21 protein-coding genes and 3 pseudogenes are annotated in these 21,885 nt (G+C 62.7%); 8 read left to right on the forward strand and 16 right to left on the reverse strand.

Annotated elements, in window-relative coordinates:
* On the reverse strand, positions 1 to 1,395 hold the full coding sequence (antA, locus tag ACFQDL_RS05725) for an anthranilate 1,2-dioxygenase large subunit (RefSeq protein ID WP_379908188.1): 1,395 nt from the start codon (positions 1,393 to 1,395) through the stop codon (positions 1 to 3).
* 291 nt (positions 1,396 to 1,686) lie between these two features.
* Between antA and ACFQDL_RS05730 the strand changes: the two genes are divergently transcribed.
* A complete protein-coding gene (locus tag ACFQDL_RS05730; RefSeq protein ID WP_379908189.1) occupies positions 1,687 to 2,694 on the forward strand; it encodes an AraC family transcriptional regulator in 1,008 nt (335 codons plus the stop codon).
* An 18-nt stretch (positions 2,695 to 2,712) separates the two neighbouring features.
* On the opposite strand, the gene ACFQDL_RS05735 is transcribed toward ACFQDL_RS05730, so the two are convergent.
* The 6 genes from ACFQDL_RS05735 to bioB form a co-directional block, all read right to left on the reverse strand.
* On the reverse strand, positions 2,713 to 2,925 hold the full coding sequence (locus ACFQDL_RS05735; protein WP_379908190.1) for a hypothetical protein: 213 nt from the start codon (positions 2,923 to 2,925) through the stop codon (positions 2,713 to 2,715).
* A gap of 412 nt (positions 2,926 to 3,337) precedes the next feature.
* A complete protein-coding gene (gene bioD, locus ACFQDL_RS05740) occupies positions 3,338 to 4,027 on the reverse strand; it encodes a dethiobiotin synthase (protein ID WP_379908191.1) in 690 nt (229 codons plus the stop codon).
* Positions 4,028 to 4,169: 142 nt separating this feature from the next.
* Positions 4,170 to 5,009 (reverse strand): methyltransferase domain-containing protein, encoded by an 840-nt coding sequence (locus ACFQDL_RS05745; protein ID WP_379908192.1) that lies wholly within the window; start codon positions 5,007 to 5,009, stop codon positions 4,170 to 4,172.
* A complete protein-coding gene (locus ACFQDL_RS05750) occupies positions 4,942 to 5,781 on the reverse strand; it encodes an alpha/beta fold hydrolase (protein WP_379908193.1) in 840 nt (279 codons plus the stop codon). Before ACFQDL_RS05750 ends, ACFQDL_RS05745 begins: the two co-directional genes overlap by 68 nt.
* Positions 5,778 to 6,944 carry an 8-amino-7-oxononanoate synthase gene (bioF, locus tag ACFQDL_RS05755; RefSeq protein WP_379908194.1) on the reverse strand — a complete coding sequence of 389 codons (1,167 nt, stop codon included), beginning with the start codon at positions 6,942 to 6,944 and terminating at the stop codon, positions 5,778 to 5,780. The genes ACFQDL_RS05750 and bioF overlap by 4 nt, the downstream gene beginning before the upstream one ends.
* A gap of 18 nt (positions 6,945 to 6,962) precedes the next feature.
* Entirely contained in the window at positions 6,963 to 8,006 is a 1,044-nt protein-coding gene (gene bioB / locus ACFQDL_RS05760; protein WP_379908195.1) for a biotin synthase BioB, read from the reverse strand.
* Between the two features lie 148 nt (positions 8,007 to 8,154).
* Here bioB and ACFQDL_RS05765 point away from each other — a divergent pair, with 148 nt between their 5' ends.
* The 7 genes and pseudogenes from ACFQDL_RS05765 to ACFQDL_RS05795 all read left to right on the forward strand — a co-directional run bounded on the left by ACFQDL_RS05765 (position 8,155) and on the right by ACFQDL_RS05795 (position 15,005).
* Complete coding sequence (locus ACFQDL_RS05765) at positions 8,155 to 8,859, forward strand: ComF family protein (protein WP_379908196.1); 705 nt, start codon at positions 8,155 to 8,157, stop codon at positions 8,857 to 8,859.
* Between the two features lie 147 nt (positions 8,860 to 9,006).
* Entirely contained in the window at positions 9,007 to 10,467 is a 1,461-nt protein-coding gene (locus tag ACFQDL_RS05770) for a Na/Pi cotransporter family protein (protein ID WP_379908197.1), read from the forward strand.
* Between the two features lie 229 nt (positions 10,468 to 10,696).
* Positions 10,697 to 11,442: pseudogene (locus ACFQDL_RS05775) on the forward strand (sulfite exporter TauE/SafE family protein).
* Positions 11,443 to 11,653: 211 nt separating this feature from the next.
* Positions 11,654 to 12,367, forward strand: a complete 714-nt coding sequence (gene tsaA / locus ACFQDL_RS05780) for a tRNA (N6-threonylcarbamoyladenosine(37)-N6)-methyltransferase TrmO (protein ID WP_379908198.1) — start codon at positions 11,654 to 11,656, stop codon at positions 12,365 to 12,367.
* A gap of 70 nt (positions 12,368 to 12,437) precedes the next feature.
* Positions 12,438 to 13,727, forward strand: a complete 1,290-nt coding sequence (bioA, locus tag ACFQDL_RS05785) for an adenosylmethionine--8-amino-7-oxononanoate transaminase (RefSeq protein WP_379908199.1) — start codon at positions 12,438 to 12,440, stop codon at positions 13,725 to 13,727.
* Between the two features lie 211 nt (positions 13,728 to 13,938).
* Entirely contained in the window at positions 13,939 to 14,478 is a 540-nt protein-coding gene (locus ACFQDL_RS05790) for a glycine zipper 2TM domain-containing protein (protein WP_379908200.1), read from the forward strand.
* Between the two features lie 95 nt (positions 14,479 to 14,573).
* Positions 14,574 to 15,005, forward strand: a complete 432-nt coding sequence (locus ACFQDL_RS05795; RefSeq protein ID WP_379908201.1) for an acyl-CoA thioesterase — start codon at positions 14,574 to 14,576, stop codon at positions 15,003 to 15,005.
* Positions 15,006 to 15,065: 60 nt separating this feature from the next.
* Here ACFQDL_RS05795 and dnaB read toward each other — a convergent pair.
* The 9 genes and pseudogenes from dnaB to ACFQDL_RS05840 all read right to left on the reverse strand — a co-directional run bounded on the left by dnaB (position 15,066) and on the right by ACFQDL_RS05840 (position 21,878).
* Positions 15,066 to 16,462, reverse strand: a pseudogene (gene dnaB, locus ACFQDL_RS05800) (replicative DNA helicase).
* 285 nt (positions 16,463 to 16,747) lie between these two features.
* Entirely contained in the window at positions 16,748 to 17,194 is a 447-nt protein-coding gene (rplI, locus tag ACFQDL_RS05805) for a 50S ribosomal protein L9 (protein WP_379908202.1), read from the reverse strand.
* A 38-nt stretch (positions 17,195 to 17,232) separates the two neighbouring features.
* Positions 17,233 to 18,081, reverse strand: coding sequence for a hypothetical protein (locus ACFQDL_RS05810; RefSeq protein WP_379908203.1), 849 nt, complete (start codon positions 18,079 to 18,081; stop codon positions 17,233 to 17,235).
* A 15-nt stretch (positions 18,082 to 18,096) separates the two neighbouring features.
* Positions 18,097 to 18,324: a 30S ribosomal protein S18 gene (gene rpsR, locus ACFQDL_RS05815; protein ID WP_379908204.1), complete on the reverse strand. Its 228-nt coding sequence runs from the start codon at positions 18,322 to 18,324 to the stop codon at positions 18,097 to 18,099.
* Between the two features lie 33 nt (positions 18,325 to 18,357).
* Positions 18,358 to 18,771: a 30S ribosomal protein S6 gene (gene rpsF, locus ACFQDL_RS05820; RefSeq protein WP_379908205.1), complete on the reverse strand. Its 414-nt coding sequence runs from the start codon at positions 18,769 to 18,771 to the stop codon at positions 18,358 to 18,360.
* A gap of 218 nt (positions 18,772 to 18,989) precedes the next feature.
* The gene (locus tag ACFQDL_RS05825; RefSeq protein WP_379912901.1) at positions 18,990 to 19,400 is read right to left on the reverse strand and encodes an OsmC family protein; all 411 of its coding nucleotides are present in this window, start codon (positions 19,398 to 19,400) and stop codon (positions 18,990 to 18,992) included.
* A 24-nt stretch (positions 19,401 to 19,424) separates the two neighbouring features.
* A pseudogene (trpC, locus tag ACFQDL_RS05830) lies at positions 19,425 to 20,233 on the reverse strand (indole-3-glycerol phosphate synthase TrpC).
* Entirely contained in the window at positions 20,233 to 21,273 is a 1,041-nt protein-coding gene (gene trpD, locus ACFQDL_RS05835) for an anthranilate phosphoribosyltransferase (protein WP_379908206.1), read from the reverse strand. Before trpD ends, trpC begins: the two are co-directional and overlap by 1 nt.
* Before the next feature lie 11 nt (positions 21,274 to 21,284).
* On the reverse strand, positions 21,285 to 21,878 hold the full coding sequence (locus ACFQDL_RS05840; RefSeq protein ID WP_379912903.1) for an aminodeoxychorismate/anthranilate synthase component II: 594 nt from the start codon (positions 21,876 to 21,878) through the stop codon (positions 21,285 to 21,287).
* Positions 21,879 to 21,885 lie beyond the last annotated feature (7 nt).

Below are 21,885 nucleotides of genomic sequence, written 5' to 3' on the forward strand. Positions count from 1 at the left end.
TTAGTCCTCCTGTTCCTGCTGCAGCTTGGCGTCCAGCCCCTTCAGCAGATAGCGCTGCCAGTTCGAGTGCTGGTTGACGTAGAGCCCCTCGTGGGTGAACTCGGTACCGGTAATGGCCGGATGGATCCCCAGGGCTTCGGTATTGGCCGTCGGCTCGCGGGTCCACTTGTCGCAGCCGCGGGAAATGTCGTTCCAGCGCTCCAGTCGAGCCTCGAAGCCTTTCTGCGCTTCGCGGAATTCGACCAGATCGTCCGGCGTGCCCATGCCGGATACGTTGAAGAAGTCCTCGAACTGGCGGATGCGGTTTTCCCGATCGGCGTCGGACTCGCCCTTCACGCCCAGGCAGAAGCTGTGCACCTCTGTCTTGTTCCAGGCCTGCGGCCGCACCACGCGCAGCTGAGAACTGATCTGATCCATGAAGAACAGGCTCGGATAGATGTTCAGGTTGCGCAGGCGATGCATCATCCACTCGGCGCGTTTTTGACCGTATTGCTCGACCAGACGCGGCATCACGCTGGCATAGCCCGGACGCACTTCGGGGTTCGGCATGTCGCTGAAGAGAATGGTGTGGCCGTTGTCGAAGGCGAACCAGCCGTCGTCGGTCTCCTTGTCGCCGGCGCCGAGCTTGCTGTAATCGAGCGTCTTCTTGCTTTCGCCGTTCTTCTGCGCTTCCTGCTGCTGCCGGTACTGCACGGTCGCCACATAGTTGTAGTGCACGGTGCTGACGTGATAGCCATCCAGGCCGTTCTCGTTCTGCAGCTTCCAGTTGCCGTCGTAGGTGTAGGACGAGGAGCCCGGCAGCACTTCCAGCTCGCCGCTTTCGGACTGGGCCACCATCATGTCGAAGCCGATACGGGCGTCGCCGAGGAAGTCCTCCAGGGACTGCTCGCTGTCGGTATTCAGGTTGATGAAGACGAAGCCCTTGTAGCTGCTGATCAGCGCCTTGCGCAGGTTACGGGTCGACTTGTCGAAATCCTCCGGGTACTCACCCGGCGCCTTGACCTTGACCAGGCGGCCATCGGACTTGTAGCACCAGGCATGGAACGGGCAGGTGAAGGTTGACTGATTGCCGCGGCAGACGCGGGTCAGAGTGGCGCCGCGATGCTGGCAGGCGTTGATCAGCGCATGCAGTTCACCCTTGCCGTCACGGGTGATGATCATCGGCTGGCGGCCGGCCTGCAGGGTGAAAAAGTCGTTCGGGTTCGGAATCTGGCTTTCGTGACAGGCGAAGATCCAGGTGTTCTCGAAGATCAGTTCCATTTCGAGATCGAACAGCTCGCGATCGGTGAACATCTCGCGGGCGACCTTGAAATGGTTCTGTTGCGGACGGAAGTCCACCCAGCTCTCGATCTTGTCGCGCCACTTGGTCAGCGCTTGCTTGTTATTGTCACTCATGATTTGAGTCTCCACTCACAGTCTCTATGAGCCCGATGCCAGAATTTTCCGGGGCACCGAAGCAGTAGTGACATGAAACCAGAGCAGGCCTTGCGCCATCTATCCTGATATCCGAGGAGCTTTATCCGCTTTTTCACAGTCGCGGACGTCAGCCGCCGCCAGCGGCCCTTTCATTGACCGAAGCGATTGACAGGTGATATCTTTTTAATTCCTTCCAGCCGACTAAACGTCGCATCCGGACCTGTACCGAACTCGTGCGGGGACTATAAAATAACTAAACGGAATCGAGCTATGCTGGGTACTCGCCACGTCATCGGCAGCAGTGATGACAGGGAGATCATGACCGATATCCTTGATGCCGAAGGCGCCCGCTCCTGGATGGAATCGATATGCGGGCCCCACGACCTCAGGGTCAGGAACCCCAAGACTCTGCGCTTTCGCCACGTAGGAAGCGTGCTCTCATCGACCACGACGACCATCGGTCATATCGAGTACGGCACCGATGTCTCCGTCGAGATCGACGATCTGCAGAACAGCTACAGCATCAGCCTGCCGCAGAGCGGTTTCCAGGAACTGCAGACAGCCGATGCCCAGGCGCAGTCCGACCTGGCCAGCGGCGTCATCATATCGCCGTCCCGGCCCTGCATCCTGCATATGAGCGGCAACTGCCGCAAGACCCTGGTGCGCATTTCACGCCAGGCGATGGAGTCCGGGCTGGAAAAGCTGATTCGCCGACCGGTCTCGGATCCACTGGTATTCGCCCCGCAGATGGAGGCCGCCCTGGGACCCGTCAGTGCCTGGTGGCGCACCGTGCGGCACATCGAAGAAGAGCTGCGCAATCCCCACAGCCTGTATTTGAACGGGCACTTCGTTCGCGAGATGGAGCAGGCGCTGATCAAGGGCATACTGCTGTCACAGCCGAACAACTATTCGTCGGTCATCGAACTGGCCGTCAGCCAGACCCTGCCGGGCTACCTGGCCCGCACGGCGGACTTTATCCACCGCAACGCCCAGGAAAGCATCAGCATCGAGGATATCGAAAACACGGCCGGCGTCTCGCGCAACAAGCTCTACAACGACTTCAAGAAATACTTCGGCGAGCCACCGACCGCCTATCTGAAACGCATACGTCTCGAAAGGGTCCGGGAGGATATCCTGCAGGACCACGGCTACGAAAACATCTCAGGCATTGCGATGAAGTGGGGCTTCAACCACCTCGGCCGTTTTTCCGCCGACTACAAGAAGCAGTTCAACGAATCACCCTCCGAGACGCTCCAGCGCACCAAGCCAAAGGTCTGATGAAGTAGCGGATCTATTCTAGGCGTGGGTATCGATCAGGTTGCCCAGCACTTCCCGGGCCTGGTCGACGACCTGGGTTTTCGGAGCTGCGTGATTGCCGGCTTCGGAAGCCTCGATCACGGCATCCGGCTCGCGACCGGATGCCAGCTCCGGCTGGTCCGGCCTGCCTGAGCCGACCGGATCGCCGGCCGCCTTCTGGACATTGTCAATGCCGCGATTGATACCGAGCAATCCGGTCTGGGGGCGGATGTGACGTTCATGGCTTTACCTCCCTGTGCCTGAAGGGAAAGTGGAATAACGAGCAGTATAGCCTTCCCGGAAGATAAAGGCGTCTACCTGCTGCAGCAATGGCACTGTTAGTGGGAGATTCTATGGTTCATGGCCACCCCTGATCGTGGCAGGCGCCATGGTCGATATCGTAGGAGCCTCGTACCCAAAGGGCACTTCCCCGAGGCGAAAGGCTCCGGTAGCGAGGTTGTTCGCACCGGGGCGGCGCTCCTACGGCGGGCGCTGAAATTTCCGTGGGAGCGGCTTCAGCCGCGAATAGTCACCCGGCGCTCTCCGCCTTCGCGGCTAAAGCCGCTCCCACAAAAATGCTCCTACGGCCGCTATGACAGCCCGAAGTAAGCGGCTATGCCCCCCATTAATGATTCAGCAGCACCGAAAGATCCAGATGATCCGCCGCCGCCCCGGCCGAGGGCTCCGCCAGATGCGGGATCTCGCCGAGCAACGGCGCACGGAACATGCCCTTGAGCGTCTCGAGATTCTCGTCATAGCAACTCATCCGGGGATCGATACGGTTGGCCACCCAACCGGCCAGCTGCAGACCGTCGCGCACGATCGCTTCGGCCGTAAGCACCGCATGGTTGAGACAGCCGAGCTTCATTCCCACCACCAGGATCACCGGCAGCTCCAGCAACTGCGGCAGACGCGACAGCATCTCGCGACTGCTCAGCGGCACGCGCCAGCCTCCGGCGCCCTCCACCAGCAGCAGATCGGCCGGTTGCATCATGCTGCCCCGGCATAGCGCCGCGAGACGATCGGCGGACAGTGCGCGCCCCGCCTGCGCGGCGGCTATATGGGGCGCGATCGGCGGCCGCAGCGCCACCGGATTGACCTGGTCGTAACCGAGCTTGACCGAAGCGGCCTGCTGCAGCAGCAGCGCGTCGGAATTGCGCAGCCCGTCCGGGGTTTCATCACAGCCGGCCGCAACGGGTTTCAGACCGAGGGTGCGCAGCCCCTGGCGGTTGCCCCATTCGAGGATGCCGGTCGACACCAGGGTCTTGCCGGCATCGGTATCGGTACCGGCGATAAAGAAACTGTGTTTGGTCATGGTGTTGTGAGTCGTAGGAGCGGCGCCTCGCCGCGAATCTCTTTGTAGGTTGGGTGGAACGGCGCAGCCGTGGAACCCAACACCCGCGCCGACCGAGACCAATCGCTCTGTAATGCAATCGATATGATGGGTTACGCGATGCCTATACCGCGTGCAAGCCGTTGACATCGGTGAAGATGCATCGCTGCACCCATCCTACAGCTTTTCTATATCGAGGTAATACACTTCGTAGGTCGCCGGCAGCAGGCCGGCGGCGTTGCGTTGCGCCTCGTAGGCGTCGCGGAACGCCTGCATGCGTGCGCGCCCGGTCAGCCCTGTCGGCTGCCCCTGATTCATGTTGTGGGCGCCGATCCCCTTGAGACTGTGGGTCAGCTGGCGCAACTCGGGATATTCCAGCACCGAGGTTTCGACCCGGAAGCCTCTGACACCCAGCCCCTGCGGCATCGCCGTATGCAACCGATCCCAGGGCAGGAAGCGGTTGACGTGTGTGTGGCCGTCGACGGCCGCCCAGGAGCGGCGCAGCTCCTGCAATGTCTCGGGTCCCAGGGTGGCGGCGACGAAGCGCCCCCGGGCGTAGCACCCGGGCAATTTCGGCGAACAGCCGGTCGGGCTGTTCGCACCACTGAATCGCCAGGCTCGAGAACACCAGGTCCAGCGAGCCCGACGCCAGCGGCAGTTGCTCGGCATCGCCGCAGACCCAGGCGGTGCCTTCGCCGGGTCGATGTCGACGGGCGTACTCCAGCATGCCATGGGCCAGGTCCAGGCTGATCAGGGTGCTGCCTGGAAAGCGCGAGCGCAGCAGCGGCGTGAAATAGCCGGTGCCCGATCCCAGATCGAGCAGCGTCCCGGGCTCGGATGGCGGTATCAGCTCCAGCAGCCGGTGACCGACCTGCCGCTGCAACTCGGCGGCGTCGTCATAGCTGACCGCCGCGCGGGAAAACGACTCGGCGATACGGTGCTTGTCGAGCAGGGCTGCGTTCATGGCAGATCTCCGGTAAAGCCACGGAGGTGGTCGACAAAACGGTCGGCATGGGACAGGAACGGCAGATGTCCCGCCCCTCGTAACACTCGATGCGGGCCTGTGGCACAGTCCCGGCAAGTTCCGTGACCAGGGCGGCCGGGACCAGCCGGTCCTCGCTGCCGAAGATATGCAACATCGGCTGCGGCAGTGACGCCAGCGTCTGGCGGCCGTCTTCGGCCAGCAGCTTCAGCGCCAGCGCCAGCGCTGTCGGTTCGAGAGTCCCGATCAGGGATTTCAGCAGACGCAGCGCTTCGCGCCCGCCCTCGGCCCCCTGCGTCTGCAGCAGCGCAAAACTGGCGAGCGTCCGGCCGGGGTCCACCGCAAGCCGCCGGACAAAATCGTCGAAGGTCTCCGGCGGCATCGCGCAGGACCAGCCGTCACGCGCGACAAAACAGGGGTTGGACGCGACGGTGACCAGCGCAACGACACGCTGCGGCGCCTGCCGGGCCGCTTCGCACGCGACCAGGCCGCCGAGGGACCAACCGAGCCAGACGGCCTGTGCCGGTGCCTGTTCGAGGATCGCCGCGGCGACGTTTTCCAGGGTATAGGGCTCCGGGTACGCCTTCGAGCGCCCAAGGCCCGGCAGATCCACGCGGGTCAAATCGAAATGGGGTTCCAGAGCCGGCAGCAGCGGCCCCCAGACATCGCTGCCCAGACCCCAGCCATGCAGCAGCACCAGCGGCGGTCGGCCACTGCCGGCCTTCCTGCCGCTGCGCTCGACATGCAGGCTCATGCCGTCATCCCCCGCGCCTTGTCCAGGGCATCGAGCAGACGGTCGAGCTGTTCGTCACTGTGCTCGGCACTGAGCGTCACCCGCAGCCGGGCACTTCCGGCCGGCACCGTGGGTGGACGAATGGCGCTCACGAAAATGCCCTGGGCTTCCAGTGCCGCGCTCATCGCCATCGCCTTGCCGCTCTCGCCGACCAGGATCGGCTGAATCGGCGTCGGCGAATCCATCACTTCGAGGCCGAGCTGCCGGCAGCCATTACGGAACCGGGCAATCAGGCTGTTCAGCCGTTCGCGGCGCCAGTCCTCGCGCTCGAGCAGGCGCAGGCTCGCGAGGGTCGCGCAGGCCACTGCCGGCGGCATGCTGGTCGTGTAGATATAGGTGCGGGCGAGCTGGATCAGCGTCTCGATCAGGGTCTCGGAACCGGCGACGAAGGCCCCGGCGGTGCCGAACGCCTTGCCCAGGGTCCCGACCAGTACCGGTACCTCGTCATTCCCCAAACCGAAGTGATCGACGATGCCACGCCCGCCGCGGCCAATGCAACCAAAGCCGTGGGCGTCGTCGACCATCAGCCAGGCCCCCTGCTGGCGTGCGACCAGGGCCAACCCCGGCAGATCGGCCAGATCGCCATCCATGCTGAAGACGCCGTCGGTGACTACCAGCTTGCGTCTTGCGTCCGCTTTCGCCAGGCGCTGCGCCAGGCTGTCGGCATCGTTGTGCAGGTAGCGCTGGAAGCGGGCGCCGCTGAGCAGGCCTGCGTCCAGCAGCGAGGCGTGGTTGAGCCGGTCCTGGAAGATGGCATCCTGCTTGCCGAGCAGCGCATTGATGGCGCCGAGGTTGGCCATGTAACCGGTCGAGAACAGCAGCACCCGCTCGCGCCCGGTGAACTCGGCCAGGGCGTCCTCGAGCTCGTGATGCGCCGCGCTGTGGCCGTTGACCAGGTGCGGGCCGCCGCCGCCGACGCCGTAGCGTGCGGCGCCGTCACGCATCGCGGCGATCACCTCGGGGTGGTTGGCCAGTCCCAGGTAATCGTTGGAACAGAAGGCCAGAAAACGGCGACCGTCGACCTGCACCTCCGGTCCCTGGGCGCTCTCGAGCACCCGGCGCCGGCGGTAGAGATGGTCGCGTTTGCGCTGGTCGAGCTCGGCCTGCAACTGGTCGAAAGACATGGCGATTCCCCTACCGGATCAGGCTTCGTAGAAACGCGGGCTGTCCTGCTCGGCCTGCAGGTTGCGCATGATAGCCTGTTCCTGGGTCTCGTCGGCCTCGGAAATGCGCTGCTCCGGATTGATCCCCAGGCGCTTGAATAGCTGCAGGTCGCGGTGGGTTTCGGGGTTCGGCGTGGTCAGCAGGCACTCGCCGTAGAAGATCGAGTTGGCACCGGCGAAGAAGGTCATCGCCTGCATCTCGTCGCTCATCTGCTCGCGTCCGGCCGACAGCCGCACATGGGACGCCGGCATCATGATGCGTGCCACGGCGATGGTGCGGATAAAGTCGAACTTGTCGAGGTCTTCGGCATTCTCCAGCGGCGTGCCCTTGACCTTGACCAGCATGTTGATCGGCACCGACTCCGGCTGCTGCGGCAGGTTGGCCAGTTGGCGCAGCAGGCCGATACGGTCGGTGGCGGTCTCGCCCATGCCGAGGATGCCACCGCTGCAGATCTTCATGCCCGACTCGCGGACATGGTGCAGGGTATCGAGGCGGTCCTGGTAGCTGCGGGTGGTAATGATCTTGTCGTAGAACTCGGGCGAGGTATCGAGGTTGTGGTTGTAATAGTCGAGGCCGGCATCCGCCAGCCGGTCGGCCTTGTCCTGATCCAGCATGCCCAGGGTCATGCAGGTCTCGAGTCCCAGCGCCTTGACGCCCTTCACCATCTCGATGACATAGGGCATGTCCTTTTCCGCCGGATGCTTCCAGGCCGCGCCCATGCAGAAGCGGGTCGAGCCCGAAGCCTTGGCGGCGCGGGCTTTTTCCATCACCTTATCGACCTGCATCAGCCGCTCTTTCTCGAGGCCGGTGTTGTAATGACCGCTCTGCGGACAGTACTTGCAGTCCTCCGGACAGGCACCAGTCTTGATCGACAGCAGCGTGCTGACCTGGACTTCGTTGGGATTGAAGTACTGGCGATGAACGGTCTGGGCCCGGAACAGCAGATCGTTGAACGGCAGTTCGAACAGAGCCCGCACTTCTTCTTCGGTCCAATCGTGGCGAATGGCAGCCTTGTCTTGCATCTTCCTGAATTCCTGTCAAAAATTCTGTCAGGCGCAACACAGCCGCCAGCCTCGCCGTTATCGGACAGGAAACCGGTCGGCAGACTACGGGGCGCGCCGCTCAATGGATAAACGTCCATCATACGGCGACAGAAGGAACTGTCAACCGATGTATTTTTCAAATATAAACAACTGGTTATTTTTTAACCGATCCTGTTATCTCTGCCGGCTTGCCGACGCACTGCCCCAGGGTCTCTGCAGCGCCTGCCTGGATGACCTGCCACGCATTGCTCCGGCCTGCCGCCGCTGCGCCCTGCCCCTGTCGGCCGGGCCGGACCTGGTCTGCGGGCGCTGTCTGCGAAAGCCCCCGCCCTTCGACAGCTGCCTGGCCGCCTTCGCCTACCGGTTCCCGCTCAGTCAGCTGATCCCGCAGATCAAGTACCAGGGACAGGCGGTCCATCTGGGATGGCTGGCCGACGTGATGGCACTGGAGATCGAGACCCGGCAGCCACCTTTTCCGCAGATACTGATCCCGGTACCTCTGGCGCCACCCCGGCTGCACAGTCGCGGTTACAACCAGGCCGCCCTGCTGGCCGGGCGGCTGGGACGCCGGCTCGAATTGCCGGTCGATGACAGCAGCCTGGCCAAACCAAAGGATACGGCGCACCAGATGGAACTGGCGGGCAGCGCCCGCAGACGCAACCTCAGGAACGCCTTCAGCTGGAAGGGGCCCGCGTACGGCCATGTCGCCTTGATCGATGATGTAATGACGACGGGCACCACCGTCAGCGAAATCTGCCGGCTGCTGAAAAAATCCGGTATCGGCCGTGTCGATATCTGGGTGCTGGCGCGAACGCCTGCACCGCAGGACTGAAAGCCCGACGAAACCGCAGCCACTGGACCGGAGACCGGCCGCCCGCCTAATATTGACAAAAGATGTCGGCCGGGAGCAGCACATGGAGTTCACCCTTTTCGGAGACCTGGTGGGGGAGTTGGCCTGTTTCTGCTGGGCATGCACCTGATGACCCAGGGTCTGCGCAAAGCGGCTGGACCTGCCCTGAAACAGATCCTGCGCTCGGCCACCCAATCGCGGATACGGGGGCTGGTATCCGGCACCCTGATCACCGCTCTGGTACAGTCCTCGACCGCCGTCACCGTGGCCGCCATCGGCTTCGTCAATGCAGGACTGCTGACCTTGTCGCAATCCGTTGCCGTCATCTATGGCTGCAACATCGGCACCACCACGGTCGGCTGGCTGATCGCTCTGATCGGCTTCAAGGTGCAGGTCAGCGCCTTCGCCCTGCCACTGATCGGTGGCGGCATGATGCTGCAACTGCTGGGCCGGGGCGGTCGCATGGCACACCTCGGCTTCGCGCTGGCGGGCTTCGGCGTCTTCTTCATCGGTCTGGACTTTCTCAAGGATGCCTTCGCCGGGCTCGAGCAGCACCTGGACCTGACCAGCCTGTCCTACGAAGGCCTGGGTCTGCTGCTCTTCCTGATCGCGGGATTCGTCCTGACGCTGCTGATGCAGTCTTCGGCCGCCGCCATTGCCGTCACCCTGTCGCTGACAGCCTCTGGCGCCATCCCGCTGGCACCGGCGGCGGCCCTGGTGATCGGCGCCAATGTCGGCACCACCTCGACCGCCGTGATGGCGGTAATCGGCGCGACGTCCAACGCCAAGCGCATCGCCGCCGCCCATGTGCTGTTCAACCTGCTGACCGGCCTGGTCGGCCTGGCACTGCTGATGCTACTGTCGGCTTGGCTGAACGGCGTCGACGCGGGGCAGTACGACCTGGTGATCCTGCTGGCTCTGTTCCACACCGCATTCAACCTGCTGGGCGTCCTGCTGCTCTGGCCATTGACCGACCGTCTGGTGGCGGTGCTGGAGAACCGTTTCCGCACCCAGGAGGAAGACGAGGGCCGCCCGCGCTTTCTCGACGACACCCTGGCCCATACACCGACGCTGGCCATCGAGGCGATGGCCAAGGAGATGGAACGCCTCGACGGCATTTGCAGCCGCATGGCCCGGGAGGCGATCAGCACCAGCGGCAACGGCCAGCGCCTGCGTGCCCAGCAGCTCAGCGTCGATCAGCTGGTCGCCAGGATTGGCAGCTTTTGCCAGCGCATCGCCGAAAACGATCTGAGTGCCGAAGTGAGCGGCATACTGCCGACGGCGCTGCGGGTCACCCGGTATCTCAACGAAGTCAGCCGGCTCGCCTGCCTGCTGCCGGAATATTATGATCGCATCGACCTCGTCGTCGACGATGCGATACGGCATCGCGTGCAGGAATACCAGAAGGCCAGCGTCGAACTGATCGATGCCTGCGAGATCAGCAGCGATGCCGATACCAGCGCCGACGACGCCCACCGCGTGCTGCACGACCTGGAGCGCCAGTACCAGAACCTGAAGGCCGCCATTCTCGAGGCCACCACCGACCGGCGGCTGCCCCGGACGAAGCGGTATCGCTGCTCGATGCGCTGAGTCACATCCACAGGCTCAACGAGCAGGCCGAGAAGGTCTCGCGCTACTGGAGCGGCATCACGCCGCTGCAGCACCGCAAAGCCGCACAGAAACGGGAAGCGGCCGCGACTCAGGCGTGATTTCCTCCGTAGGTGCGGCTCCCACAAAAGCCGCTCCGCGGGTAAGTGCCACGGTCGATTTTTCCGCTTGCAGCCCGTACGATAAAGCCCCCACAGGCACGGACGTTGTTATGATCGCTGATCCCTTTTTCTACCTGGTCGCCATACCGGCGGTTCTCATCGTCGGCATTTCCAAGGGTGGCCTGGGCGGCGGGCTCGGGCTGGTCGCGGTGCCGCTGATGGCGATGGCGGTGCCGCCGACCACGGCAGCCGCGATCATGCTGCCCATTCTGTGCCTGATGGACCTGGTCGGGCTCTGGAAATTCCGCGGCCAGGGCGATCGCAAGAGCCTCGGCATACTGCTGCCCGCCGCGCTGGCCGGGATCATTCTCGGGGCGTTGAGTTTTCGCTACCTGACCGACGATCATATCCGTCTCATCGTCGGCACCATCGCCATCACTTTCACACTCAACTACTACCTGCGCAGGAGAAGTCGTCAGGTCCGCAGCGCGAGCCGGATACGCGGCAGCTTCTGGGGCACGCTGTCGGGCTTCACCAGCTTCAGCGTCCACGCCGGCGGCGCCCCCTCAACGTCTACCTGCTGCCGTTGCGGCTGGAAAAATCCGCCTATATCGCGACCACCATCGTCTTCTTTGCCGCCATCAACTACATCAAGCTGGTGCCCTACACCCTGCTGGGCCAGTTCAACACCGGACTGCTGCTGACTTCGGCCGCCCTGGCGGCTCTCGCCCCGGTCGGTGTGCTGACGGGCGCCTGGCTGCAACACCGTATCAACGAGCGGCTGTTCTACCACCTCTGCTACGGCTTTCTGCTGCTGGCCGGCATCAAGCTGTTCTACGATGCCCTCGGGCATTAACTGGACATCCGGGCTGTAGGAGGACGTAGGGTGGCAATGAGCGAAGCGAATTCCACCGGGATCAGTCAAACCGGCTCAGGGAGCAACCCGAAAACTCCGGTGGAATTCGCCTTCGGACTCATTCCACCCTACGGAGGCGGTGCACATTGCCGCCAACATAGTCCGCATTTGCGGCTATAATCATCGGTTTTGCGACGGGTGGATCCGAACCATGAACGCCATCGAATTCGAACCGATCGGAGTTATCCACAGCGGTTACAAGGAAAAGTTCGGCATCCCACGCCAGCCCGGGCTGGTGCATTCGATCACCGCGACGCTGGAACTGCTGCCGCCCTATGGCAGCCGCGAAGCGGTGCGCGGCCTCGAGATGGCCAGCCATATCTGGCTGCTGTTCCTGTTCAGTGAATGTGTCGGCAAGGGCTGGAAACCGACGGTGCGGCCACCGCGCCTGGGCGGCAACCAGCGCCTCGGGGTTTTTGCCACCCGCTCGCCCTTCCGGCCCAACCCCATCGGCCTGTCGCCGGTACGCCTGGAGGCGATCCGTTTCGAGCGCGACCGGGTGCTGCTGGATATCAGCGGCGCCGACCTGCTGGACCAGACCCCGGTGTTCGATATCAAGCCCTATCTGCCCTATTCGGACCGCATCGATGCCGCCAGCTTCGAGCTGGCCGAGCAGATCGAACTGCTGGACCTTCCCGTCCTGTTCAGACCCGACGCCGGACGTTTCTGCGAAGAGTACAGCCGTCAGCGCCGGGAGCCCTTGCGCCGACAGATTGAGGAGTTGCTGCGCTGCGATCCGCGACCGGCCTATCAGAAGCAGCAGAGCGGACGCGAATACGGCATCCGGCTGCATGACCTGAACATCCGCTGGCGCATGACCCCGGAACAGATCGAGGTGCTTGAGATTATCCCGACAGGCGACTGAGATCGACTTGCGCCCCGTGACTGGGTTAACCTTTTCGGTACAGTCATGACCACAGGGAGCCCGGTTTCACATGTCTCAGTTAACAGCCGAACAGATTGCATACGACCAGCAGCATATCTGGCACCCATACTCCTCGATGATCAACCCCCCACCGGCCTACCCCGTCGTCGCGGCACGGGGCGTGCGGCTGCAGCTGGACGACGGTCGTGAACTGATCGACGGCATGGCGTCCTGGTGGTCGGTCATTCACGGCTACAACCACCCCGAACTCAATGCCGCGGCCCATGGCCAGATCGACCGTATGGCCCATGTCATGTTCGGCGGCATTACCCATCCACCGGCCATCGAGCTGAGCCGGCGCCTGGTCGAAATGGCACCGGCCGGACTCGACCGGGTCTTTATCGCCGACTCCGGCTCCGTCTCGGTGGAAGTGGCGATCAAGATGGCGATCCAGTACTGGCATGCCCGGGGCCAGACCCGCAAATACAAGCTGCTGACGATCCGCGGCGGCTACCATGGCGATACCTTCGGCGCCATGTCGGTCTGCGACCCGGTCAACGGGATGCACGAGATCTTTACCGGCGTGCTGCCCCGGCAGTTCTTTGCGCCACGCCCCGATATCGCCTTCGATGGCGACTGGCACGACAGCGACATCGCCGGACTCGAACAGCTGCTGGCAGAGCACCACCAGGAGATCGCCGCGCTGATCCTCGAGCCCATCGTGCAGGGCGCCGGCGGCATGCGCTTCTATCATCCGGAATACCTGCGCCGTGCCCGGGCACTGTGCAATCAGTACCATGTCCTGCTGATCGCCGATGAAATCGCCACCGGCTTCGGCCGCACCGGCAGGCTGTTCGCCTGCGAACACGCGGGTATCACGCCGGACATCCTCTGTGTCGGCAAGGCCCTGACCGGGGGCTACATGACCCTCGCCGCGACCCTGACCCGGGCCGAGATCGGCGAGACCGTCTCCGCCGGCGGCGCCGGCTGCTTCATGCACGGCCCCACGTTCATGGCCAACCCGCTGGCATGCTCGGTCGCCGCCGCCAGCCTGCGACTGCTGCAGGAGCAGGACTGGGCCGCCAGCGTCGCCCGCCTCGAACAGGGCCTGGAGCGGGGCCTGGCGCGGGCCGCCGAACTGGACAGTGTCGCGGAGGTCCGCGTACTCGGCGCCATTGGCGTGGTGGAGATGAAGGAGCCCGTCAATACCGTCGAGATCCAGAAGGCTTTCGTCGCCGAGGGCCTCTGGATCCGCCCGTTCGGCAAACTGGTCTACGTGATGCCGCCCTACGTAATGAGCGACGAGGACCTGGCCACCCTGACCGGCGGGATGGTGCGGGTGCTCGAGCGGTATCGGTAAACCGGGAGGACTGGCTGGATGTAGGGTGCTGGTAAGCGAAGCGCACCGCACCATCTGTCTCGGTGCGCTTCACTGCGTTCAGCAGCACCCTACGCCCTGTTCGCTGTAAGCTGGTAACTGTTAACTCCAGCTCCATTCAACTCCGGTACAGGCGACGGGCCTTACCATGGCGCCAAACTGAACCGACATCCGTCCAGACAGGAGCAACCCCATGAACAAATCGATGCTGGTCGGCACCGTTCTCGGCGTTACCATCGCAACGGCCGGTGGCGGCATTGCCGGCTACCAGTGGATGAACGCCGCGCCGAAACATGCAGATGTACTGAAGGTGAGCGAGGCCTTCAGGAACATCCAGGTCCCGCGGGAAGTCTGCGAGGACAAGGTGGTGACCCGCCAGGCACCGGCCAAGGATGAGAACCGCATCGCCGGCTCCGCCCTCGGCGCTGTCGTCGGCGGTCTGCTGGGCAACCAGGTCGGCGGTGGCAGCGGCAAGAAGCTGGCCACCATCGCCGGCGCCGCGGCCGGCGGATATGCCGGCAACCAGGTGCAGAAATCGATGCAGGAAAAGAACACCTACAGCACCACCGAGCGGGTCTGCCATACCGTCACCGACAGCAGGAAGGAGCTGATCGGCTACGACGTCGAATACCGCCTCGCAGACCAGGTCGCAACCGTGCGGATGGATCACGACCCCGGCGACCGGATACCGGTCAAGGACGGCAAGCTGGTACTCGAATCGACGACGAACTGAGCGGCCGGGAAGGCTCTGCCGACAGCACCCTTCCCCTCTTCGCTCCGGCGCACTATGCTGTGGGCCTGTGATGATGTTTTCCACAGGGAGCTGCAATGCCACGTCTGAAGATCGAGATGCCGGAGCATTTCACCTTTACCACCGAACTGCCGATCCGCATCGGCGATATCAATTACGGCGGCCACCTCAGCAATGACGCCATCCTGTCGCTGATCCACGAAGCACGGGTGCGCTTCCTCAACCAGTACAACTATGGCGAGCTCGATGTCGAGGGCGTCGGCATGGTCATGGCGGACTCGGCGATCGTCTACAAGGCCGAGGGTTTCCACGGCGATGTGCTGCAGATCGACGTCGGTGTCGGCGACTTCAACAAGTACGGCTTCGACTTCTACTATCTGCTGAGCAACCGGAAAACCGCCGTCGAAATCGCGCACGCCAAGACCGGCATGGTGTTCTTCGACTACCGGCAACGCAAGGTGGTGAGCATGCCGACGGGCTTCCGCGACCGGATGCTGAAGACCGCCTGAGCCCTTCGTAACCTGGAATGAGCCCCCGGCGAATTCCGGGTCCAGTGTGTCCAAACGACATCAGCCGCTGTCGAAACCGCCGTATTCGTCATAGTGATGCGCCGCCAGGTTCTCGAAGCGGGTGTACTTGCCGATAAAGGCGAGGCGTACGGTGCCGATCGGGCCGTTACGCTGCTTGCCGATGATGATCTCGGCAATCCCCTTCTGCTCGCTGTCCTCGTTGTAGACCTCGTCACGGTAGATGAACATGATGACGTCGGCATCCTGCTCGATGGCGCCCGATTCACGCAGGTCGGAGTTGACCGGGCGCTTGTTGGGCCGCTGCTCGAGGCTTCGGTTGAGCTGCGACAGCGCCACCACCGGGCATTCCATCTCCTTGGCGATCGCTTTCAGCGAGCGTGAAATCTCCGAGATCTCGGCGGTGCGGCTCTCGACCTTGGCGCCCTTGATCTGCATCAGCTGCAGGTAGTCGATCATGATCATGCCGATATCGCCGTGTTCGCGCTTGATACGCCGCGCGCGCGAACGCATCTCGTTGGGGCTGATGCCGGGAGTGTCATCGATAAACAGCGGCTTGTCCCGCAGCATGTTGACCGCCGTGGTCAGACGCGGCCAGTCCTCCTCCTCGAGCTGACCGGTACGCACCTTGGTCTGGTTGATGCGCCCAGGGACGACAGCATACGGGTGACCAGCTGGTCGGCGGGCATCTCGAGACTGAACACCAGACAGGGACGGCCGGTGCCCATCAGGGCGTTTTCCACCAGGTTCATCGCGAAGGTGGTCTTGCCCATGGACGGACGGGCCGCAACGATGATCAAATCCGATGGCTGCAGACCGGTCGTGCTCTCGTCGAGGTCGTCGAACCCGGTGGTGACGCCGGTCATCGCCTCGGAGTTGTTGAACAGCGTATCGATGCGCTCGACCGCCTTCTTCAGCAGCGGGTTGACCGGCTCGGGACCGCCCTGATTGGGCCGGCTTTCGGCGATCTGGAAGATCTTGCGCTCGGCATCGTTGAGCAGATCCTCCGGCGCCATGCCTTCGGGGTTGAAGGCACTGTCGGAGATCTCCTGGGCCACCGTGATCATCTGCCGCAGCAGCGCCCGGTCGCGCACGATCTCGGAATAGGCACGGATGTTGGACGCACTCGGGGTGTTGCGCGCCAGCGCCACCAGATATTCCAGTCCGCCGGCACCTTCCAGATCGCCGACCCGGTCGAGTTCCTCCGAGACCGTCACCACATCGACCGGCTGACTGGCATTGATCAGTTTTTCCATCGTTCGGAAAATCACCCGGTGATCGCGGCGATAGAACAGATCCTCCGTGACGATTTCCGACACCGTGTCCCAGGTGCCGTTATCGAGCATCAGCCCGCCGAGCACGGACTGCTCGGCCTCGATCGAATGCGGCGGCAGCTTGATGCTGGCCAGATCCTCGTCATGCAGTTCAGCGATATCCATGGAAATCCAGAAACCAGTTAACAGTCTTGAGTTGACAGACCCGTGCGATACGTAGGGTGCTGGTGAGCAACGCGAACCGCACCGGAAATGGTGCGGTGCGCTGCGCTTACCAGCACCCTAAGTACGGGGAGCGCACCGCACCGATGTCACGCGTAATGCGTCACCCCTCAATCGCCGCTCCTGCGCATCCATGCGCCCGCGGCATACCGTACATCCTGCACATAAAAAAGCACCGCGCAGTTATTCTACGCAGTGCTTTTTCGGCAAACAATTTGTCGCGGGCGATTATTCGCCGACGACGTTCAGCTTGATGGTCGCTGCGACTTCCGGGTGCAGCTGCAGGCTGATTTCGAACTCGCCGGTGGTGCGGATGGCACCTTCCGGCAGACGAACTTCGCTCTTGGCCACTTCGACACCGGCACCGCTGATGGCATCAGCGATGTCCTTGGTACCGATGGAACCGAACAGCTTGCCTTCGTCACCGGCCTTGGCGACAACGGACAGTTCCAGTTCGTTCAGCTTCTCGGCGCGAGCCTGAGCATCGGCCAGCTTGCCGGCAGCCGCCTGTTCCAGCTCTGCACGACGCTCTTCGAACTTTTCGATGTTCTCTTTGGTCGCGGATACAGCCTTGCCCTGGGGAACCAGGTAGTTGCGGCCGAAACCTGACTTGACGTTGACCTTGTCGCCCAGGCCGCCCAGCTTGCCTACTTTCTCGAGCAGAATAACTTCCATCTCGTTAACCTCTATCGTTCTGCAACGCGGTTGCAGTCCTAAGTCTTGGCCGGTATGCGGCGGCGTATATCGACCAGGCTGTCGACAACGGCCAGCAATACCAGCAGCGTAATCACGTAAGGGCCCAGTATCACGACCGCCATGTAAAACATGAACAGCCAGGTACCGCCCAATTCCCGTTTGGCCACACTGCCGTGGACCAGTGCCAGTCCGGCAAACGCCAATGGCATCAGCAACAGTGGCAACCAGCGTACCGGATCGAGGCCCAGCTGCGGTCCCAGCGCCAGCACCGCCATGATCAGCAGCGCCAGAGCCGGCTTGAGTCGGAGCTGATGAAACTCCTGGCGAAAGCCGCCAGGGTTGTACAGCGTCGACTGCCACCAGCGTGCCAGTACCAGACTGCCCAGCATCATCGCCGCATGCGCGGCGCCGAGGCCGCCGGCATACAACTGATGCCACCAGTCGGCATCCAGCTCGATACCCTGTAGCGTCTGGGGCGAATCCGCCGTCATTTCCCGGGTGACCTGGACCAGTTGATCCAGCATATCGCCCAGCATCAGTTCGAGACCGATACCGGCGACGACACCCACGGGCAGCAGCACCGTCAGGGTCTGCTGCCAGGAGACAGTCCGCCTCAATACCACTGCCAGCACAAAGGTGCCGACGATTACCGTCAACGGGGTCGGATCCCCGTTCAGTGCCCAGGCACCCGCCGGAAGCAGACTCCAGACCAGAAGTCCGGTCCCCGCCGAGGGGCCCCGCCTGAGCGTGACCAGTCCAACGGCCGCCGCGCTGAGCCAATACAGCAACGGCAGCATGGCGGCGATGACCGCCACCAGAATCGCCTGCGTGCGGCCGCGCATTATCAGCTCAGCCAGCTTACGCATGACGTTTACACCGACTTACTGGTGGCTGTCGGTGTACGGCAGCAGTGCGACGAAACGTGCACGCTTGATCGCAGTCGCCAGCTGGCGCTGGTAGCGCGCCTTGGTGCCGGTGATGCGGCTCGGTACGATTTTACCGGTTTCGGTGATGTAGCTTTTCAGGACGTCCAGATCCTTGTAATCGATCTCTTTGACACCCTCGGCCGTGAAACGGCAGAACTTGCGGCGACGGAAAAAACGAGCCATGTGATCTCTCCTCAATCAAAAATCAGGTGGGGTTTACTCGGCGGAAGCTTCTGCAGTCGCTTCGGCCGGCTTCTCGTCCTGCTTTTCAGCCTTCGGCTCTTCGCGACGCGGCTTGCGCTCTTCGCGGGCTTCGGCGGCCTTGATCGGAGAAACCTCGGTGATCGCTTCTTTGCGACGGATAACCATGTTACGCAGAACGGCGTCGTTGTAGCGGAACATGTTTTCCAGCTCGTCCAGGGATTCCTGGCCACATTCGACGTTCATCAGAATGTAGTGAGCCTTGTGAGCGTTGTTGATCGGGTAAGCCAGCTGGCGACGACCCCAATCTTCCATGCGGTGGATCTTGCCGTCAGCACCTTCGATCAGACCGGTGTAACGCTCGACCATCGCGGGAACCTGCTCGCTCTGGTTCGGGTGAACCAGAAATACGATTTCATAGTGACGCATTGTAGCTCCTTTCGGTTTTACAGCCTTCGGGAGACCGGCCTCATACCGGGCACGCGAAAGCAAGGAGGTTGAAGATGTACAAAAGGACGCAGCATTCTACGCCTATCGAAACGTTGCTGCAATAGACAGGATAGCGTAGAAGCCCGGTCTCCGGGCGAACCGCATCGGTGACTGCCGATTGTTCGCCCACGGAGTGGGCTCCTACAGGAAAGCGGTGATCAGGCGTCGGCTTCGACGATCTCGTAGCTGTGGCTCATTTTTACGCCGCCCTTTTCCAGCATCAGCGACACCGAGCAGTACTGTTCGGCCGAGAGCTGAACGGCGCGGCGCACATGGGCTTCCTTGAGGTTGCGGCCGGACACGACGAACTTGACGTGGATCTCGGTGAATACCGCCGGCACCGCATCGGCGCGTTCGGCGGCAATCTCGGCCACGCAACTGACGACATCCTGGCGGCTCTTGCGCAGGATCGCCATCACGTCGACGCTGCTGCAGCTGCCGAGGCTCGCCAGCAGCAGTTCCATCGGACGCGGGCCGTCCTTCAGGTCCCGGTCGATCATGACATCGAAACCGGAACCGGTGGTGGCCTTGAAGCGATCATCCCCATCCCACTGAACAGTGGCGTGCATTGTCATTTTCAGCTTATTCCTTAATCAGTCGAAGAGTTCGGCCAGTTTCTGTCCGGGATCGTCGGCACGCATAAAGGTCTCGCCCACCAGGAAGGCGTGAACATCGCGCGCCCGCATCGCGGCCACGTCCTCGCGGGTCAGAATGCCGCTCTCGGTGACCACGATGCGGTCATCCGGAATCTGATCCAGCAGCTTGTAGGTGTTCTCCAGCGAGACGTCGAAGGTATGGAGATCGCGGTTGTTGATACCGACCAGTCGGTTGCCGAAACCCAGTGAGCGCTGCAGCTCGGCTTCGTTGTGCACCTCGATCAGCACATCCATCCCCAGCTCCAGTGCCAGCGCATTGAGATCGGCCATCTGGCCGTCTTCCAGCGCCGCGACGATCAGCAGGATGCAGTCGGCCCCCAGCGCCCGGGCTTCGTAGAGCTGATAGGGGTCGATGATGAAGTCCTTGCGGATCACCGGCAGCGCACAGGCCTCGCGGGCCTCCTGCAGATAGGCATCGGCGCCCTGGAAAAATCCACGTCGGTGAGTACCGACAGACAACTGGCGCCACCGCGCTCGTAGGAGCGTGCAATCTCGGCCGGCACGAAGGGATCGCGCAGCAGGCCCTTGGACGGGCTGGCCTTTTTCACCTCGGCGATCACGGCGGCCCGGCCGGCGGCAATGGTACGCGCCAGACTGTCGACGAAGCCGCGCGGATCGGTCACACCGCCGGCCTGGCTGGCGATGCGCGCCTCGAGGTCGGCTATGGAGACCCTGGCCGAACGCTCGGCCACCTCTTCGGCCTTGCGTGCGAGAATTTTCTTCAGAACGGTGGGGGTATCGCTCATTACTGCTCCTTCGCCAGTTGCTGGCTGAACGCCGCCAGCTCTTCCATCTTCGCCAGTGCCTGGCCATTTTCGAGCTGCTGACGCGCCAGCGCCACGCCATCCGCCAGGGTCGAGGCCCGACCGGCAACATAAAGCGCCGCACCGGCATTCAGCGAGATGATCGCCTGCGCCTTGCGCGCGGCGGCGCTGTCGTCATTCTTGAACGCTCCCATGATCAGGCGCAGGGACTCATCGGAGCTCGCCACTTCCAGGCCGATCAGGCTCTGGCTCTCGATGCCGACATCCTCCGGCGACAGGCTGTATTCCTGAATATCGCCGTTCCAGAGCTCGGCGATTTTGGTATGGGTCGCCAGACTGATTTCGTCGAGGCCGTCGTTGGCATGTACCACCAGCACATGCTCGCCTCCAAGCTCGCGCATCACCTCGGCCATCGGACGGCACAGCGCTTCGCTGAACACGCCGATCACCAGGCGCCTGGCGCCGGCCGGGTTGGTCATCGGCCCGAGGATATTGAACAGGGTACGAATGCCCAGCTCGCGGCGCGGGCCTATGGCATGTTTCATGGCGCCATGGTGGCCTGGTGCGAACATGAAGCCGACACCGGTCTTTTCGACGCAGCGCGCCACCGCGTCACCGCTCAGGGACAGATCGACGCCACAGGCTTCGAGCAGGTCGGCGCTGCCACTGGAGGACGAGACGGCCCGGTTGCCATGCTTCGCCACCCGGGCGCCGGCCGCTGCGGCGACAAAGGCGCTGGCACTGGAGACGTTGAACAGATTGGCACCGTCACCACCGGTACCGACGATGTCGACCAGCGGACCCACACCGATCTGCACCGGGGTGGCCAGTTCGCGCATGACCTGGGCGGCACCGGTGATCTCTTCGATGGACTCGCTCTTCATCCGCAGTGCCACCAGAAAACCGGCGATCTGCGCATCGGTGCACTGGCCGGTCATGATTTGCTGCATGACTTCGATCATTTCACTGCGGCTCAGGTCCAGGTGGTCCACTACCTTGCCGATCGCCTGTTGAATATTCATCTGTGTTCTCCTTAGGCCGCCTGGGCGCGGCGTTTGAGAAAATTGGCCAGCAGTTCATGGCCCTGCTCGGTCAGAATGGATTCCGGGTGGAACTGGACGCCCTCGATGTCCAGGGTCTTGTGACGCACGCCCATGATCTCGTCCAGGCTGCCATCCTCGTTCTGTGTCCAGGCAGTGACCTCCAGACAGTCCGGCAGGGTGCTCTGCTCGATCACCAGCGAGTGATAGCGGGTCACCTCCACCGGATTGGGCAGGCCCTCGAAGACACCGGCATTGTTGTGGTAAACCTTAGAGGTCTTGCCATGCATCACCTGCTTGGCGCGCACGATGCAGCCACCGAATGCCTGACCGATGCTCTGGTGACCGAGACAGATACCGAAGATCGGCAGCTTGCCGGCAAAATGCCTGATCGCCGGTACCGAGATGCCGGCCTCGTTCGGTGTACAGGGCCCCGGCGATATCACCAGTTGCTCGGGCTTGAGCGCCTCGATCTGGTCGAGGGTGACCTCATCATTGCGATAAACGCGGACATCGGCGCCCAGCTCACCGAGATACTGCACGACGTTGTAGGTAAAGCTGTCGTAATTATCGATCATCAGCAACATGTAGAGC

The sequence above is a fragment of the Marinobacterium aestuariivivens genome, from assembly GCF_042661465.1.
GTDB lineage: Bacteria > Pseudomonadota > Gammaproteobacteria > Pseudomonadales > Balneatricaceae > Marinobacterium_A > Marinobacterium_A aestuariivivens.

Bases quoted from the DNA above. Each gene is read 5' to 3' on its own strand.
- antA (WP_379908188.1), bottom strand. From the start codon at position 1,395: ATGAGTGACAATAACAAGCAAGCGCTGACCAAGTGGCGCGACAAGATC.
- ACFQDL_RS05730 (WP_379908189.1), top strand. From the start codon at position 1,687: ATGCTGGGTACTCGCCACGTCATCGGCAGCAGTGATGACAGGGAGATC.
- bioD (WP_379908191.1), bottom strand. From the start codon at position 4,027: ATGACCAAACACAGTTTCTTTATCGCCGGTACCGATACCGATGCCGGC.
- ACFQDL_RS05745 (WP_379908192.1), bottom strand. From the start codon at position 5,009: ATGAACGCAGCCCTGCTCGACAAGCACCGTATCGCCGAGTCGTTTTCC.
- ACFQDL_RS05750 (WP_379908193.1), bottom strand. From the start codon at position 5,781: ATGAGCCTGCATGTCGAGCGCAGCGGCAGGAAGGCCGGCAGTGGCCGA.
- bioF (WP_379908194.1), bottom strand. From the start codon at position 6,944: ATGTCTTTCGACCAGTTGCAGGCCGAGCTCGACCAGCGCAAACGCGAC.
- bioB (WP_379908195.1), bottom strand. From the start codon at position 8,006: ATGCAAGACAAGGCTGCCATTCGCCACGATTGGACCGAAGAAGAAGTG.
- ACFQDL_RS05765 (WP_379908196.1), top strand. From the start codon at position 8,155: ATGTATTTTTCAAATATAAACAACTGGTTATTTTTTAACCGATCCTGT.
- ACFQDL_RS05770 (WP_379908197.1), top strand. From the start codon at position 9,007: ATGACCCAGGGTCTGCGCAAAGCGGCTGGACCTGCCCTGAAACAGATC.
- tsaA (WP_379908198.1), top strand. From the start codon at position 11,654: ATGAACGCCATCGAATTCGAACCGATCGGAGTTATCCACAGCGGTTAC.
- bioA (WP_379908199.1), top strand. From the start codon at position 12,438: ATGTCTCAGTTAACAGCCGAACAGATTGCATACGACCAGCAGCATATC.
- ACFQDL_RS05790 (WP_379908200.1), top strand. From the start codon at position 13,939: ATGAACAAATCGATGCTGGTCGGCACCGTTCTCGGCGTTACCATCGCA.
- ACFQDL_RS05795 (WP_379908201.1), top strand. From the start codon at position 14,574: ATGCCACGTCTGAAGATCGAGATGCCGGAGCATTTCACCTTTACCACC.
- rplI (WP_379908202.1), bottom strand. From the start codon at position 17,194: ATGGAAGTTATTCTGCTCGAGAAAGTAGGCAAGCTGGGCGGCCTGGGC.
- ACFQDL_RS05810 (WP_379908203.1), bottom strand. From the start codon at position 18,081: ATGCGTAAGCTGGCTGAGCTGATAATGCGCGGCCGCACGCAGGCGATT.
- rpsR (WP_379908204.1), bottom strand. From the start codon at position 18,324: ATGGCTCGTTTTTTCCGTCGCCGCAAGTTCTGCCGTTTCACGGCCGAG.
- rpsF (WP_379908205.1), bottom strand. From the start codon at position 18,771: ATGCGTCACTATGAAATCGTATTTCTGGTTCACCCGAACCAGAGCGAG.
- ACFQDL_RS05825 (WP_379912901.1), bottom strand. From the start codon at position 19,400: ATGCACGCCACTGTTCAGTGGGATGGGGATGATCGCTTCAAGGCCACC.
- trpD (WP_379908206.1), bottom strand. From the start codon at position 21,273: ATGAATATTCAACAGGCGATCGGCAAGGTAGTGGACCACCTGGACCTG.
- ACFQDL_RS05840 (WP_379912903.1), bottom strand. From the start codon at position 21,878: ATGTTGCTGATGATCGATAATTACGACAGCTTTACCTACAACGTCGTG.